The organism is Streptomyces sp. NPDC058741, from assembly GCF_042746715.1.
Taxonomy (GTDB): Bacteria; Actinomycetota; Actinomycetes; order Streptomycetales; family Streptomycetaceae; genus Streptomyces.
Genome location: NZ_JBHYQH010000010.1, coordinates 86,891 through 100,366 on the forward strand (window position 1 = coordinate 86,891; position 13,476 = coordinate 100,366).

The following is a 13,476-nucleotide window of genomic DNA, read 5'->3' on the forward strand; positions in this document are numbered from 1 at the left end:
AGAGGGACCGGGCAGGCCTGGAGGGCTCGGCTGCCGGGGCGGTGCGGGACACACCGCCCCGGCGCGTTCTCGTGCCCGGCGTCGGCCTCGACGCACGGGTCGAACCGGTGGGGGTGACGGACCGGGGGGACATGACGATCCCCGACACCCCGTCCGTGGCCGGCTGGTACCGCTACGGTCCCTCGCCCGGCGGCTCCGAGGGCTCGGCCGTGCTCGTCGGGCACGTCGACACCGACACCGGCGAACTCGGTGAGTTCGCCGCCCTGTACGACGTGGGCCGGGGCGACCGGGTCGAGGTGCGGCGGGAAGGGGCCGAAGCCGTGCGCTACCGGGTGGTGTCGCGGGTCACCGTGCCGAAGGACGAACTGCCCTCGTCGACGTTCCGCCGCACCGGCGCACCCGTGCTCACTCTCATCACCTGTGCTCCGCCGTTCGATCCCGGGCGCGGAGGCTACCAGTCCAACCTCGTGGTCACGGCGGAGCCCGTCGACTCCCGGGGTCCGGGGAACAGGAGGACGCAGTGGCCCATGTAGAGCCCGCGCACCTGGTGGAGCTGGCGCTCGGGAACGCCGCGCCGGGCGGGGAACTCGCCGACGCACTGCTGCACGTCGAGCAGTGCGAGCACTGCCGTGACGAGTTGCGGGTGATGACCCGCGTGGTGACGGCCGCCCGCACCGCCCAACTGGTCGACCTGCCGGCGGCGCCCCCCGAACACGTCTGGCAGCAGATCTCCCGGAACCTGACCCCTGAGCCCACGCCGCCCCGGCCGCCCGCAGGCCCCCTCACCCCCGGCAAGCGGAAACTGCTCACCGCACTCGCCCTGGCCGCCCTGGCCGCAGCCTCGGCGGCGGCCGCCCGCCGGTGCCGCCGCGACTGCCCGTAGCCCCGGGACGGCTTCGCCACCGGCAGGGTGCCTCGGCACTTCCGCGAGAAGGCCAGGGCCTCGCGGTCGAGCAGCGGCGCCGGGCAGCGGGAAGTGCCCCCCGGAACAACCGGGGGGCACTGTGGTCTCACGTGCGGACGAGTCGCCCTTCGGCGACCGAGCAGGTCGGACGGCTTCCTTCGGCGCTCTTCGTCATCGCCTTCACGGACCCGCCGGTGTGCACCGGCGGGCCGAGCCGGGGAACCTCCACGGCACCAGCCCGCCCCTGGTTCTCATGCCCTCGGGTCATCGACGAGGGGCGGTTCAGACGTTGAAGCGGAATGTCTGCAAGCTGATCCTGACCTGCGGCGGAGCCCCCTCCAGGGCTCTGACCTTGGGTTTCCTCGTTGGCATGCGTTGGCTCCCGACGGCCGTTTACGAGTGTCCCGCGGACTGGCTGCGGACTGGCCGGGGTCCCGAGGCAGAGAAATCCATGGCACCCCGGCGGGACCTGCAACGAGACTGCGCAGGTGAGCGACTCCTACCCCTGCCCATGCTGCGGGCACCGCGTGCTGGACGCGATGCCCGGCTCGTACGAGATCTGCCCCGTCTGCTTCTGGGAGGACGACGGGGTCTAGTTCCGCTGGCCGGCCATGCCCGGCGGCGCGAACAAGGTTTCCCTGATCGAGGCCCAGCAGAACTACCAGGACTTCGGCGCCTGCGACGAGCACGGCCGCCGGTACGTCCGCCCGCCGGCCGAGGATGAGCCGCTCGACCCCGCCTGGCGCCCCATCGATCTGGCACGGGACTCCTTCGAGGAACTGGCACGGCACCCACACCTGAGCTCTCAGGCCCATCATATTGCGGAACTCGAATAGTCCGCATCTCATCGGCCCGGCCCGACATCGTTGCTCACCGAACACGTTATGCGGAATGAGTGTGGGCAGCCCTCTTGATGGTTGGCGCGCTCAGCTCCAACCATCAAGAGAAACTTGTGTGCCGCCTGCCAAGAAATGCCGGAGGGCAATGGCTGTGGTGTCCACGAAATCGTCGGGGATGGCGTTGGTGTCGACCCAGCGAACCTGGGAGTGCTTGCGGGGTTCGCGGTTTTCGGGTTCGCCGGTCCAGTCGTGGGCGGCGAAGACGACGGTGAGGAAGCCGTTGGGGGCTTCGACGCCCCAGGCGCCGTGGATGATGTGGGCAACCTTGAGGGACTCGGGCTTCACGGTGAGGCCGGTCTCCTCGTAGAGCTCGCGGACCGCGGTTTCGGTGATGGGTTCGCCCGGCTCGCTCTTGCCGACGGGGAGGTCCCACAGGCCCTGGGCGAACTTGGCGTTCTCGCTGCGCTGGAGGAGGACGACGCGGTTGGTGGCCTTGTCGTGGACGATGACGGCCGCGACCAGCAGGGTCATCGATTCGAGCGCCGGCTTGAGGGCCTTGGGCTGGTCGTCGGTCTGCTGGGTCACGGTGTTCCCTTCGTCGGGCGGGTTGTTGGGCATGTTAGGCGAGGGCCTCGCGGGCGCGGCGGGCGAGATCGGCGGCACCGGGAACTCGGCGGCGCTGGTAGACCGCGAGCGTGGAGCGGATTGAGGTGATTGCCTTACGGGTCCGATCGGAGGTCATGCCCGCCATGAGGACCAGGGCCTGGGTCCAGGCGGCAACCGCCTCGTCGGCGCGGGCCTGAGCGGCAAGGCTGTCGCCGAGGTCTGCGTAGGTGAGGGCGTGGACGCGCTTGTACTTCTCGGGGTCCCAGCGGGTGAGGGCGTCGCGGTGCTGCTGTTCGGTGCCGATGTGGTCGGCGAGGTCGGTCAGGGTGCGGGCGGTGTGGCTTGCCACAGTGCCGGCGGCGGGTCCGCTGACGCGGGAGTAGCTGGGCTGGGGGCCGTCGTCCCGTAGGAGTGCGTCCTCGGCGGCGAGCAGGGCGCGTGCGGCCGACGGGTTCTCGTCGGTGGCGGCATAGGCGCGGGCGTGCGTGATGTGGAGGAGGGCCTCGGTCTGGCCGTCGACGTGGCCGAGACCCGTGCGTAGGGCGCCTTCGACGAGGTCGACGCAGTGGTGGGGCTGTTTGAGGCTCAGGGCTTGGTGGGCGAGGGCGCGCATCATCCAGGCGGCGTGGCCGTGGGGGTCGGCTTCGCAGGCGAGCTTGTAGCCGACCTGGTAGTAACGCTGGGCGGCGCCTTCCTGGCCGAGGTCGTGGTGCTTCCACCCTGCGAGGTAGGCGAGTTCGGCGACGGCGCCGAAGGAGGCCCGGCGTAAGGCTTCGTTGGGGAAGCGTCCGCGCAGCATGGGGGCGGCTGTGTCGGCGAGGTACGCGGTGACGGTGGTCAGGCCGTGCCCGCCGCCGAGGCGCTCGTCAGCGGCGCTGAAGGCCGCGGTGATCTGGCGTACGACGTCCACGTCCTCCGCGCCGACTAGGGATGTGCCGGTGCGGGCGCGGAGCATGCGGGCGGTGGCTTCGTGGTCGTATCCGAGCGGCATGGCGACGCCGGCGGTGGTGAAGGCCGCGATGGCGAGGAAGCGGCGGCGCTCGACGTCGGCGCGGCCCAGGTCGGTGGCGGCGAGGACGGGGTCGGATTCCGCCGGCTCTTCGTCATCGCTGGCCTGGAGGCCGATCTCGGTCTGGGTGATCGTGCGCCCCGCTCGGCGGGACAGTGCTTCGGCGAGGTACTGGCCTACTCGGCCGGACGGGGCACGGGTGCCGGTCACCCAGTGCGAGATGGCCGACTTGTTGGTCTTCTCGGCGGCGATGCGCCGCACGTCTCTGGCGAGGCCCTCGTAGGCGCAGTCGACCGCCGCGATGACGTCGCGCAGACGGGAGTTGGGTTCTCTCTGCGCCGCCACGATCGCCTCCGCCCTGGAGCTGTAAACCGCGTATACCGCTTCAACTGCCTTCCACCGTACCCACTGAGCGTGACCACCGGTTCACTTATCAGCAGCCGCCCGGAACGGCGTGACCGTGATCCAGGCTCCCCCTTGGTCCGGGCGGCACCCCGAAGTTCCGTACGCCCACACCGGGCTCGGGCATTCCTGTGCCCGCGTCCGGCCAATCAGAGACGGAGACACGGTGACCACCATCGACACCACGGCCATCACGGTCGAGCTGCCCGAGGCGTTCGACCCGCGCTGGAGCCGCCTGCCCGGCATCCAGGTCGACGGCCGGCGCATCACCATCGACCCGGCCGAGTACTTCTTCCGCTTCGAGTCGAACACCTGGCTCGTCGCCGACTGGGAGCTGGTCAAGTCCCAGCTCCTGGAAGTGGACGAGACGACCGAGAGCGCGGTCGAGCAGCTCGCGCTCGACTTCATCAAGCAGCACAGCGAGTCCACGTCCGACGCGGCCCGCGTCCTGGCCACCGCGTGCGAGGTGTACGCGTATCTCTTCCGCGAGGAGCACCTGGCCGGCCTCGGCCTGCCGCAGATCAACGCCCAGCACCTGAGGATGCTCCGCGAGGCCGCCACGCTCATGGCCCTCAACAAGGTCGAGCTGGACGGGCACATCTCCAACGTCGGCCCGTGCTGGTTCTTCCCCGCCGCCACCTCCGTCGTCTTCGACCTGGACGACGAGATGGGCGGGATGCTCGACGAGGTCTACCACGGCGGCTGGTTCACCGAGCACCGCAGGATCGAGTCCATCAAGGCCCACGCGGCGCTCGGTGGCCGGCTCGTGCACGGGTGCCAGTCCGTGCCGGACCAGTCCGGCGGCGTGGTCGCGCCCTACGGTGCCTCGATGGCGAACTTCCGCGACGACCTCGCCGCGTTCAAGGCGGGCTGGATCGAGCAGGTCTACGCCCACCGCGTGAACCCCGCCGCGTAACCACCACCCGATCAGGCTCCGGGGCGGGCCGGCATCCCTCGCCCGCCCCGGACGCCACCATCCCCCCGGAGCCCCCTCGTGACCACGAACCCCAGCGCCGAACTCCTCGACAACCTGCTCACCGCGACCGGCCAGACCACTGCCGTACGAGAGGAGGTACGCGTGTGGTCCCTGTCCGGCGTCGAGCGCGTGACCTTCCCCGACGGTGCCACCGCCATCTTCAAGTACGCCAAGAAGCCCTTCGACAGCGAGGACCAGGCCCTACGCCTGGCCCACACCCTCGGCATGCCCGTCCCCCAAGTCCACGCCTCCGCCGTCCTGGACGGCTGGCTCGGCATGCTCATGGAAGACCTCGGACCGTCCACCCGCGAGGCCGACGACCTCGACGGCGTCGCTGCGGCCGTGGTCCTGCACGGCACCCGCACGGCCCCGCCCTTGCCCGTCCTCGACCAGGAGCGCCTGCGCGCACTTCCGGCCCGGGCGCTGGAACACCTCGAACGGCTGAGCAAGGCCGGCCGGTGGCAGGACGCCGACGACGTCGAGGACGCGCTCGACCGGATCGCCAAGGCCGCCGAAGCCCGCTCGGCCGGAGCGACGCTGGCACCGTTCGGCTGGGTGCACTCCGAGTTCCACCCCACCAGCCTCCACATCGGCGAGCGCGGCTGGCGGCTGCTCGACTTCGCCCGCGCCTTCACCGGCCCCGGCCTGCTCGACCTCGCCAGCTGGCATGGAACCATCGAGCCCGCGCACCCCGTGCGCCTGCGCGTCTTCCTGGAGCAGTACGTCACCGCCGGCGGCACCCCCGACGCCCTCGCCCCGCGCGGCGGGCTCACCGCCGAGAACTGGGCCCTGGGCTGGCACCGCATGTGGGCTGTTGAGTGGTTCATGGAGCAGTCCATCCGCTGGATCAACGACCCGGCCACCGACCCCGCCTACATCAAGGCCGTCCGCCGCCACCTCACCGACGCCCTCCACCTCCTGGAGATCTGACGTGCTCGCCCAGACATCCCCCTGGCACGCCCACTCCGCCCAGCGCACCGCCGCCGGACTCGCTGAACCCCTATCCGTACCCGCCCGGATGGAATGGACCACAAGACCCGGCCAAGGTCCCGGCGCCGACGTCCTCGGGCCTGACCTGCGTGGCAAGCGACTCCTGGAACTCGGCTGCGGCCCCGGCCACAACGCCGCCCACCTCGCCACCCGCCACGGCGCCCACGTCACCGGCGTCGACCTGGTCGGCCTGCAGGTCCGCCGCGCCCGCTCCCACTACGGACGGCTCAACAACCTCACCTTCGTCGCTGGCCACGCCCTGCACTACCTGCACGCCGCCGACGAACAGTTCGACGCGATCTACTCCGTCTTCGGCGCCGTCGGCCTGGTCGCCCCTGAGCTCCTGCTGCCGGCCCTTGCCCAGCGCCTCACGCCCGGCAGGGTGCTCGCCTTCTCCGTTCCGCACCCGCAGCGTGGCGGCCGAAGCCCCTCGGGCGACGATCGGCCCCGCCGCGACTACGTCACCCTTCCCGACCGCACCCGGCTCCCCATCGCCCGATGGGAGTTCTCCACGGACCGGTGGGAGAAGCACCTAAGCCAGGCGGGTTTCTGGCTCACCTCGGCCCAGGAGTTCCACGACCCCCGCATGGGCCACTGGCCCACCACCCTGCTGATCCGCGCCCGCAAGCTCTGACCAGCCATCGCCCGGCTTCCCTTGGAGGAACCGATGCGCCCGCCCTACCTGCTCCTCGACATCGACGGCGTCCTCATACCCTTCCCCGACGCAGAGGGCTCGACCCCGGCCACCCACGCTCGCCACGACGTCGTCCCCGCCGGCCGGAGCGCCGACAACCCGGTCACCGTCTGGCTCAACCCCGACCACGGCCCCATGCTCATGGACGTGACCAGTACGGGTCTCGTCACGCCGGTCTGGTGCACCAGCTGGCGCCAGGACGCCGCCACCCTCATCGGCCCCCTCCTGGGCCTCTCGGACCTGCCGTACGTCGACCTGCCGCGCCCTCAGATCACCACCAGCCACCCCAACGGCTACCTCTGGAAGCGCGACCACGTCGACGCCTGGCTGGCAGACGCCCCGGCTGCCTGGATCGACGACGACTTCACCGGTCTCGACCACGCCTGGGCGGCGGAGCGCACCGCCAAGGGAACGGCGACCCTCCTCATTCAGCCTGACCCACACCGCGGGCTGCAGCCCGAGCACCTGACCGAGGTCACGACGTGCGCCTCGCAGTTGCCCACAGCCCGCGCCGCCTGACGACTGATGCCCTCGCTGCCGCGAGCAGCGAGGGCATCGGGGTGCGCTGAGGGTGCTGTGTCGCTGTGTCAGCAGGGGTGGATCGAGGCGGTGCAGCCGAGCCCAAACCGATCGCTACTCTCTTCGCATGACCGCGAACGGAGATCGCCAGTTCCCCGCCGCGCTTGCCGCTGCCATGGCGGTCCGGCTGGAGTGCATTGGCGAGGACGGTGTGGACTTCGAACCCTACGAGTCCTTCCTGACTGCCGATGAGACCACCGAGTGGTTCCGCGCGTGGACAGGCAACGGCGAGCTGAACGGCGACGACTTCCGCGTATTCGGCCAGGACGGCACCGGCGGGAACGCGGCGCTGTGGCTGGTTCATCCCGGGCGGGAACTGGTAGAGCAGCCCGTTGTCTTTCTGGGCTCCGAAGGAGAGACAGGCGTCGTCGCTCGCGACATGGGTGCCTTCCTATGGCTTCTAGCTGACGGCTTCGGCCCGTGGGAAGCAGCCACCTCGTACGAGCCCGAACCCGATTGGGCTCCCCAGGTCAATCGCGATCTGGCGGCTATCGCGGAGCAATTCGCTCCGGACCGCCGCGCGTCGGCAGCGGCGATCATCGCGCAGGCCACACGAGAGTTTCCCGACTTCGATGACACCATCATGAAGCTTTGCCGTTGAACCCGACCCGATGCCCCCGCCACGACGTGGGCGAGGGCATCTGACCGGGGTCAGCGGTGCCGACTGCGCCCTTCGGGCCTCGTAGCCACTGGTGTGGCCTGAGGGTGTGGTGTGGCGGACATGGCCGAGGTGGTGCTGCGGCTGCGAGCGGCTTGCGTCCGTCGGTTCGGCTGAGCGGTGATGCGCCAGTTGAGAGTTCCGCCCGGTGTGGGCCGGTCGTGGCGCTGGCGATGTTGTACAGGGCGTCGCCGAAGGCGGCCAGGTGACCCTGGGCGGCGGCATCGTCACCGGAGTCGAGTGCGGTGCGTGCCGCGTGTATGGCGGTGGTGGTGTGCCGCCATGGGTCGGCTGGGTCCGCCGCATGCCGGGGGTGGTCGGCCACCTCCTGGTCGGGGAGGCGTTCGCGTAGGCGGTTGATGGAGAGGTCGGGGGCGAGTTTCGAGCCGCCGTACCAGACGGGTTCGCCGGCCGCGTTGGTGTCGCCGGGGGCGGCGAGGCTGTAGCCGATCACGTCGCCGGTCTCCGGGCCGATGCGGGTCTTGACCTTGATGCCGAGGGACTGCAGTAGTCGGCTTCGGTTCGTACGGCGGCGGCGACCGCGTACGCCTGCTCGCGCAGCCAGTGCCGTGCCGTGACCGTCTGGCCCTGGCGCTCGGCCTTGGCGCGTTCGGCGCCGGTGGGGGTGCGGGGTGCGGTGAGGTCGCCGGACTTCAGGCGGCGCAGGCCGAACTCGGCCTCGATCTTGCGGCATTCGGCTTGGGCCCGTTGTCCGTCGCGGTTGGTGCGCGGGCGGCGCCCGTCGGCGCGGACGGTGGTGGCCATGAGGTGGATGTGGTCGTCGGCGTGGCGTACCGCGATCCACCGGCATGCCTTCTCGTCGCCTTCGGGGGCGATGCCTGTGGCGTGGACGATGCGGCGGGCGACTTCGGCCCACTCGGTGTCGGTGAGGTAGCGGTCGCCGGGCGCGGTGCGGACCGGGCAGTGCCAGACGTGCTGAGGTGGTTTCTTGCCGCCAAGCTCGCGGGTGCGCAGGTCGACGTGGTGGTCGAGGCGCTTGGCGAGCTGGGAGTAGGTGGCTGTCGGGTTGCGGCCCGGGTCGGGGGCGCCGGCCATGTCCCAGGCGGCGACGATGTGCGGGTCGGTGTGTTCGTCGCGTCGGCCGGGGCCGAAGAGGTAGACGATCAGTCCCCGGGTGTCGGAGCCGGTGGAGACGTCAGGAACCATGGGCGGTGCCTTCCGTCAGGAGCTGGTCGATCAGCCGGTAGCTGCTCTCGGCTGCTTGCTCTACGCGGTCCAGCACCGCCTCGGCGCGCTCGGGCACCGTTCCTCGGTGGATGGCTGCGGTGATCTGGTTGAGGTTGCCGCCGATGCGGTTCAGCGCGACCGTCTGCGCCTCGACGGCCTCGATCAGCGGGCGGACCGGGTCGTCCTCCGGGCTGCCGACCAGCCCCGCCTTGCCGAGGGCGACGGCCAGGGCGGCGTCGCCGACGAACCCGGCGAACTTCTGACCGCGCTGGTGAGCGGCGGCGCTGATCACGCCGACCGCTGTCCGCGTGAAGCGGATGGTCTTCTCCTGGTCGCGCTTCTCCACCGTGCGCTTGCGGTTCATCAGCGCGGGCAGGGCGGGGGCGTCGAGGTCCCGCCAGGAGAGCTGCTCGACGGGCGGTTGGACGTCGGTCGGTGTCTGGGGGCGGAGGGCGGCGGAGTCGGCTATGACCCCTTCCAGCTCGGGCGCCCCCTGGCGCTCGGCCTTCTCCTCCGCCACCACTGGGGCGGGGGCAAGCGCGGACGAAGCCTCGTTAGAGGCTCGTTCGCTCCGGCTCGCTGCTGATCGGCGGGTCAGGCCGAAGAATCCCTTGCGGCGGCGGGTGGGGGCGTTGTCGGTGCTCGTTTCGGGCATGGTGGTGCTCCGGTGGTCGTGTGGGGTGGGGCTTCGTCACGTCCGTCGCATCCGTCCCGTAGCTGGTCAGGACAGGTACGGAGGCGGTCGCAGGTACGGAGTGATCCGTACCTGCGAGGAACTCCGTCCCCGCGCTGACCTGCGCGGGGACGGATGCGACGGATTGATACGGAGCTGGTGTCAGCGAGTGGGCCTGGGGCCGGCAGGCCCGCCGGGCGGGCCGACGGGCAACGTCCCCGACGGAGGGGCCGGTGGCTTGCCCTGGGGTCGACGTGCGAGTACGGCCTCGCCGGCTGCGGGGGCCGGTGGGGCGGGGTCGGGGCAGCAGCGGGCCCAGGCATCGAGGAACTGGTTGCGGGCGTACGCCTTGGCCTGCCTGCCGTTCTCGAAGCGGTGGTTGGCCGGACTGATGCCGAAGTCGCGCAGCAGGTTGGCCAGGTGGTAGGCGTTCAGGCCCTTCGTGCCGTACTCGGCCCACGGCGCCTCGGCGTCCTGGAGGAGGGCAGCGAGCAGGTCGTGGCTGCGCAGCGCTTCCTGGTCGCCCTGTTACTCAAAGACTCGTCGGATGTCCCGGAGCAACCGGGTCTTCAGCGTCGTCTGCTCGTCCTGGACCACCTCGTTCCTGGTCATCGCCAGGCAGGCCGCACGGGCCCGGGCAGGCCAGTGGCCGCCGGCCAGGTCGGCGACGATGACCAGGGGCTCCCAGGTGTCCGCAGCCCGGTGCTCGACCGGCATCGGTGGCACCAGCCGGTGCGCTGTCCCGCGCAGCGGGGTCAGCCACGCGGCCAGCCGGTCCCGCAGCGCGTTCAGTTCCGGGACGGAGTGCCGGGAGCGGAAGGGAGCGACCTTCTCGCCGGGCTTGCGCTTCTGCATGCGGAGCACGACGGCACGGTCCATGATCGTGTCCGGCAGGTCGCCGATGCCCGCCAGTGCGGCCATGGCGAAGGTCGGAAACGCGGTGGGCTTGTGTTCCGGGCCGGAGATCCGCCAGGCGGGGCGGTTGCGCTGGTGTCCGGCGTTCAGCAGGCCACGCAGGTCCTCCTTGTCCCCGGCCTTGGGGCCGAAGATGGTGTCGGCCTCGTCCACCAGCAGGGTCGGCGGGTCCTCGCCGATGATCCGGAAGACCACCGCCGGTGAGGTGTTCACGGTCATCATCGGCCGGGACACAGTCTCGTGGAGCACGTCCAGGACCCGGGACTTGCCGCAGCCCTTGGTCGGCCCCACCACCGTCAGACGCGGCGCGTGCTGGAGGGCGGGCTGGATGTGGGAGGCCGCCACCCACAGGGTGACCGCGGTCAGGGCCTCCTCGCTCGGCAGTACGACGTACCGGCCGATCGCGGCACGCAGCTCGTCCAGTACGACGGTCCCGTCCTGGTCCCGGTCCGCCGAGAAGCCAGCACGTTCGCGATCCTCGGTTCCCGGTCCGGGTTCGGGGACCGTCCCCGGATCACCGTGCTCCACCGGGACCGACGGTCCGGGTTCGCCGGCCGACTGACCGGAACTCTCCGTCCGGTCCTCGTCTTCCGGACCGGGTCCATGGTCCGGGTTCCCGGTCTGGTCCGGTAGGCCGCTGAGCTGCGCGTTCTCCGTCGTTCCGGGTTCCTGGTCCGGGTTGTCCGGGACTTCGGTCCGGGTTTCGGTCGCGGACCGGTCCGGTCCCGGACCGACCGGACCAGCGGCACGGTCCTGTCGATCACCGGACCCCGGAGAGGCGGGCCCGCCGTCCGCTCGGTCCGGACCGAGCCACGGGATGCCCTGGCCGGGGACCGCAGCGGCAGGCCAGACGACCTTGTGGGATGTGTTCGAGGTGGCGGGGGACGTAAAGTCCTCCATCGGCGTTCCTCTCAGGTGAGGGACGGGACGGGCAAGGTCCCGCCTCTCACCGGTTCGTTCGTTCAGGGATGGGCGACGTGCAGGGGAATCTCCGGCCCTCGGCGTTGGCGCGCCGGGGGCCGTTGCTGTGTCTGGGCCTGTCGGTGGCTCACGAGGCCAGGCCCCATTCGTCCTGGCCGTCGATCAGCGTGCGCTCGTACCGCAGCAGCTCGGCCTCGGGGTACAGCACCCGCTTGCCGACCTTGATGCCGAGCGGCCCCTTCTTGATGTGGCGCCAGTAGCGGACGGTGCTCTCGGCTGTGCGGTATCGCTCGGCGACCTCGGCGGTGGTCAGGTATCGCATGCATTCCCATTCGACTAGGTGGCGATTTGATCTGCATAGAGTTGTACCCCGGGATCGGCGGTTAACCAAATCGGGAGGCGCATGTTTCAATTAGGATAGCGACGGTGACGATGGAGGTTCGATGGCAGGCGACAGGCCCGAGGGCGGCGAGGTGCCGCTGCTCTACAGCGAGGGGAACGTGGCCGCGCGCGTGGCCCTGGAGCGCGAAGTCAGAGGGTGGAGCACGACCGAGCTGGCGGAGCGGGTGACCAGAGCCGGCATCAAGATGAACCAGACAGCGGTCTGGCGCATCGAGAACGGCACCCCCCGGCGGCGCATCAACCTCGACGAGGCCCTCGCCTTCTCCCGCGTCTTCGAGCTCCCCCTCGAAGAGCTCATGTCACCGCCCCTGGAAGGGCTCGACATCGCCAGCCGGCGCCTCGTCCAAGAAGCCGTCGAAGCGTTCTACGCGACCCGCGACGCACGAGACCGCCTCCATCACGCCGTGGTCGCCATCGCCGACCACATCAAGGCCCACCCCGACAGCTCGCGGGCGATCCACGAGCAGTGCCTCCGCCTCATGGGCGACGAGCGGGACGCTCGCACGCTCAGCAGTGACATCGAGGACGGTGGTCACTACTGACAACCGACACGAAGGAGAGGCCACTTGGCCAACATCCAGAAGCGCCCCAACGGCAAATGGCGAGCCCGCTACCGCGACCTCGACGGCAAGGAGCACGCCCGCCACTTCGACCGCAAGATCGACGCCCAACGGTGGATCGACGAGGTCACGGCCAGCCTGGTCACCGGTCAGTACGTCGACCCGCGATCGGCGAAGAAGCCCTTCAAGGAGTACGCGGAGGAATGGCGGGCCATCCAGCCGCACCGGCCTTCCACGGCCAAGGCGGTGGCCCAGCACCTGCGCTGCTACGTCTACCCGGCGTGGGAGAAGCGGGCACTCGGCGCCATCAAGCCCGGCGACGTACAGAGCTGGGTCACCAACCTGACCGCCACGCACGGGCTGGCCGCCAGCACCTCACGGACGGTCTTCAACACGGTCAACGCCGTCTTCCGGGCGGCTATCCGTGACCGGATGATCCCCCACAACCCGTGCGCCGAGGCGAAACTGCCCTCGGTACCCCGGAAGAAGATCGTGCCCCTGGCCGTCAAGCAGGTGCGGACGCTGTCCGAGGAGATACCCGCCCGGTACAAGGGCCTCGTACTGCTCGGCGCCGCGACCGGGCTCCGCCCCGGCGAGCTCTTCGGTCTCCAGCTCCGGCACGTGGACCTGCTGCACGCGACCGTCTCGGTCGAGCAGCAGATACAGCAGACCGCCAAGCACGGCGTGTATGTCTGCCCGCCCAAGACTGCTCGCTCGCACCGCACGGTCCCGCTCCCCCGCATGGCGGTGGATGCGATGAAGGCCCACCTGGGGGACTTCCCCGCCGATGGGCCCGAGGGCTGGATCTTCACGGCGCCGCAGGGCGGACCCGTGGTCTACACGCACTTCATGGACGGGTCCTGGCGGCCCGCCTGCGCGAAGGCCGGCATACCGAAGGGCACCGGACCCCACGCCCTCCGGCATCACTACGCCAGCCTGCTGATCAAGCACGGCGAGTCCGTGAAGACGGTCTCCGAGCGCCTCGGCCACACCAATGCGGCCATGACGCTGAACATCTACACCCACCTGTGGCCCGACTCCGAGGAGCGGACCCGGGCCGCGGTCGACAAGGCGTACGCGGACCGGTCCGCAGATGCCCAGCCGCAGGTCGACGAAGCGGCGTAGCCGCTCCCCCGCGCGCTGACCGAAGTCAGCACGCT

The 13,476-nt window shown here is 70.5% G+C and carries 13 protein-coding genes and 3 pseudogenes; 10 read left to right on the plus strand and 6 right to left on the minus strand.

The features are described 5' to 3' along the window. Positions 1 to 71 precede the first annotated feature (71 nt). From ACFW6P_RS11060 to ACFW6P_RS11070, 3 genes and pseudogenes are all read left to right on the plus strand, one after another. Positions 72 to 533, plus strand: coding sequence for a class F sortase (locus ACFW6P_RS11060; RefSeq protein ID WP_386351160.1), 462 nt, complete (start codon positions 72 to 74; stop codon positions 531 to 533). After that, positions 521 to 883, plus strand: a complete 363-nt coding sequence (locus tag ACFW6P_RS11065; protein ID WP_386350965.1) for a hypothetical protein — start codon at positions 521 to 523, stop codon at positions 881 to 883. Before ACFW6P_RS11060 ends, ACFW6P_RS11065 begins: the two co-directional genes overlap by 13 nt. A 509-nt stretch (positions 884 to 1,392) precedes the next feature. Continuing rightward, positions 1,393 to 1,740, plus strand: a pseudogene (locus ACFW6P_RS11070) (CPCC family cysteine-rich protein). A gap of 90 nt (positions 1,741 to 1,830) precedes the next feature. Here ACFW6P_RS11070 and ACFW6P_RS11075 read toward each other — a convergent pair. After that, the gene (locus tag ACFW6P_RS11075; RefSeq protein WP_386423452.1) at positions 1,831 to 2,361 is read right to left on the minus strand and encodes an NUDIX domain-containing protein; all 531 of its coding nucleotides are present in this window, start codon (positions 2,359 to 2,361) and stop codon (positions 1,831 to 1,833) included. Between the two features lies 1 nt (position 2,362). After that, positions 2,363 to 3,703: a tetratricopeptide repeat protein gene (locus ACFW6P_RS11080; RefSeq protein WP_386350972.1), complete on the minus strand. Its 1,341-nt coding sequence runs from the start codon at positions 3,701 to 3,703 to the stop codon at positions 2,363 to 2,365. Positions 3,704 to 3,926: 223 nt separating this feature from the next. Between ACFW6P_RS11080 and ACFW6P_RS11085 the strand changes: the two genes are divergently transcribed. The 5 genes from ACFW6P_RS11085 (at position 3,927) to ACFW6P_RS11105 (ending at position 7,600) form a co-directional block, all read left to right on the plus strand. Next, a complete protein-coding gene (locus tag ACFW6P_RS11085) occupies positions 3,927 to 4,676 on the plus strand; it encodes a hypothetical protein (RefSeq protein WP_386350975.1) in 750 nt (249 codons plus the stop codon). 78 nt (positions 4,677 to 4,754) lie between these two features. Further along, positions 4,755 to 5,666 carry an aminoglycoside phosphotransferase family protein gene (locus ACFW6P_RS11090; RefSeq protein WP_386350978.1) on the plus strand — a complete coding sequence of 304 codons (912 nt, stop codon included), beginning with the start codon at positions 4,755 to 4,757 and terminating at the stop codon, positions 5,664 to 5,666. 1 nt (position 5,667) lies between these two features. Further along, positions 5,668 to 6,360 carry a class I SAM-dependent methyltransferase gene (locus ACFW6P_RS11095; RefSeq protein WP_386423454.1) on the plus strand — a complete coding sequence of 231 codons (693 nt, stop codon included), beginning with the start codon at positions 5,668 to 5,670 and terminating at the stop codon, positions 6,358 to 6,360. A gap of 33 nt (positions 6,361 to 6,393) precedes the next feature. After that, positions 6,394 to 6,939, plus strand: coding sequence for an HAD domain-containing protein (locus ACFW6P_RS11100; protein WP_386350983.1), 546 nt, complete (start codon positions 6,394 to 6,396; stop codon positions 6,937 to 6,939). A gap of 127 nt (positions 6,940 to 7,066) precedes the next feature. Beyond that, positions 7,067 to 7,600: an SMI1/KNR4 family protein gene (locus ACFW6P_RS11105; protein WP_386350986.1), complete on the plus strand. Its 534-nt coding sequence runs from the start codon at positions 7,067 to 7,069 to the stop codon at positions 7,598 to 7,600. Positions 7,601 to 7,766: 166 nt separating this feature from the next. On the opposite strand, the pseudogene ACFW6P_RS11110 reads toward ACFW6P_RS11105, so the two are convergent. The 4 genes and pseudogenes from ACFW6P_RS11110 to ACFW6P_RS11125 all read right to left on the minus strand — a co-directional run. Continuing rightward, positions 7,767 to 8,824, minus strand: a pseudogene (locus tag ACFW6P_RS11110) (relaxase/mobilization nuclease domain-containing protein); the annotation flags it as partial. Continuing rightward, positions 8,814 to 9,365: a hypothetical protein gene (locus ACFW6P_RS11115; RefSeq protein ID WP_386351162.1), complete on the minus strand. Its 552-nt coding sequence runs from the start codon at positions 9,363 to 9,365 to the stop codon at positions 8,814 to 8,816. The pseudogene ACFW6P_RS11110 and the gene ACFW6P_RS11115, both read right to left, overlap by 11 nt. Positions 9,366 to 9,680: 315 nt before the next feature. Next, positions 9,681 to 10,961, minus strand: a pseudogene (locus ACFW6P_RS11120) (DUF3631 domain-containing protein). A gap of 520 nt (positions 10,962 to 11,481) precedes the next feature. Next, positions 11,482 to 11,676: a helix-turn-helix domain-containing protein gene (locus ACFW6P_RS11125; RefSeq protein WP_386350989.1), complete on the minus strand. Its 195-nt coding sequence runs from the start codon at positions 11,674 to 11,676 to the stop codon at positions 11,482 to 11,484. Positions 11,677 to 11,797: 121 nt separating this feature from the next. Between ACFW6P_RS11125 and ACFW6P_RS11130 the strand changes: the two genes are divergently transcribed. Together ACFW6P_RS11130 and ACFW6P_RS11135 are read left to right on the plus strand one after the other, a co-directional pair. After that, on the plus strand, positions 11,798 to 12,298 hold the full coding sequence (locus ACFW6P_RS11130) for a helix-turn-helix transcriptional regulator (protein WP_386350992.1): 501 nt from the start codon (positions 11,798 to 11,800) through the stop codon (positions 12,296 to 12,298). A 24-nt stretch (positions 12,299 to 12,322) separates the two neighbouring features. Continuing rightward, positions 12,323 to 13,441, plus strand: coding sequence for a tyrosine-type recombinase/integrase (locus tag ACFW6P_RS11135; RefSeq protein ID WP_386350995.1), 1,119 nt, complete (start codon positions 12,323 to 12,325; stop codon positions 13,439 to 13,441). Positions 13,442 to 13,476: the final 35 nt, after the last annotated feature.

Excerpts from the sequence above, each read along its gene's own strand:
- ACFW6P_RS11075 (WP_386423452.1), bottom strand. The coding sequence starts at position 2,361 with ATGCCCAACAACCCGCCCGACGAAGGGAACACCGTGACCCAGCAGACC.
- ACFW6P_RS11100 (WP_386350983.1), top strand. The coding sequence starts at position 6,394 with ATGCGCCCGCCCTACCTGCTCCTCGACATCGACGGCGTCCTCATACCC.
- ACFW6P_RS11105 (WP_386350986.1), top strand. The coding sequence starts at position 7,067 with ATGACCGCGAACGGAGATCGCCAGTTCCCCGCCGCGCTTGCCGCTGCC.
- ACFW6P_RS11125 (WP_386350989.1), bottom strand. The coding sequence starts at position 11,676 with ATGCGATACCTGACCACCGCCGAGGTCGCCGAGCGATACCGCACAGCC.
- ACFW6P_RS11130 (WP_386350992.1), top strand. The coding sequence starts at position 11,798 with ATGGCAGGCGACAGGCCCGAGGGCGGCGAGGTGCCGCTGCTCTACAGC.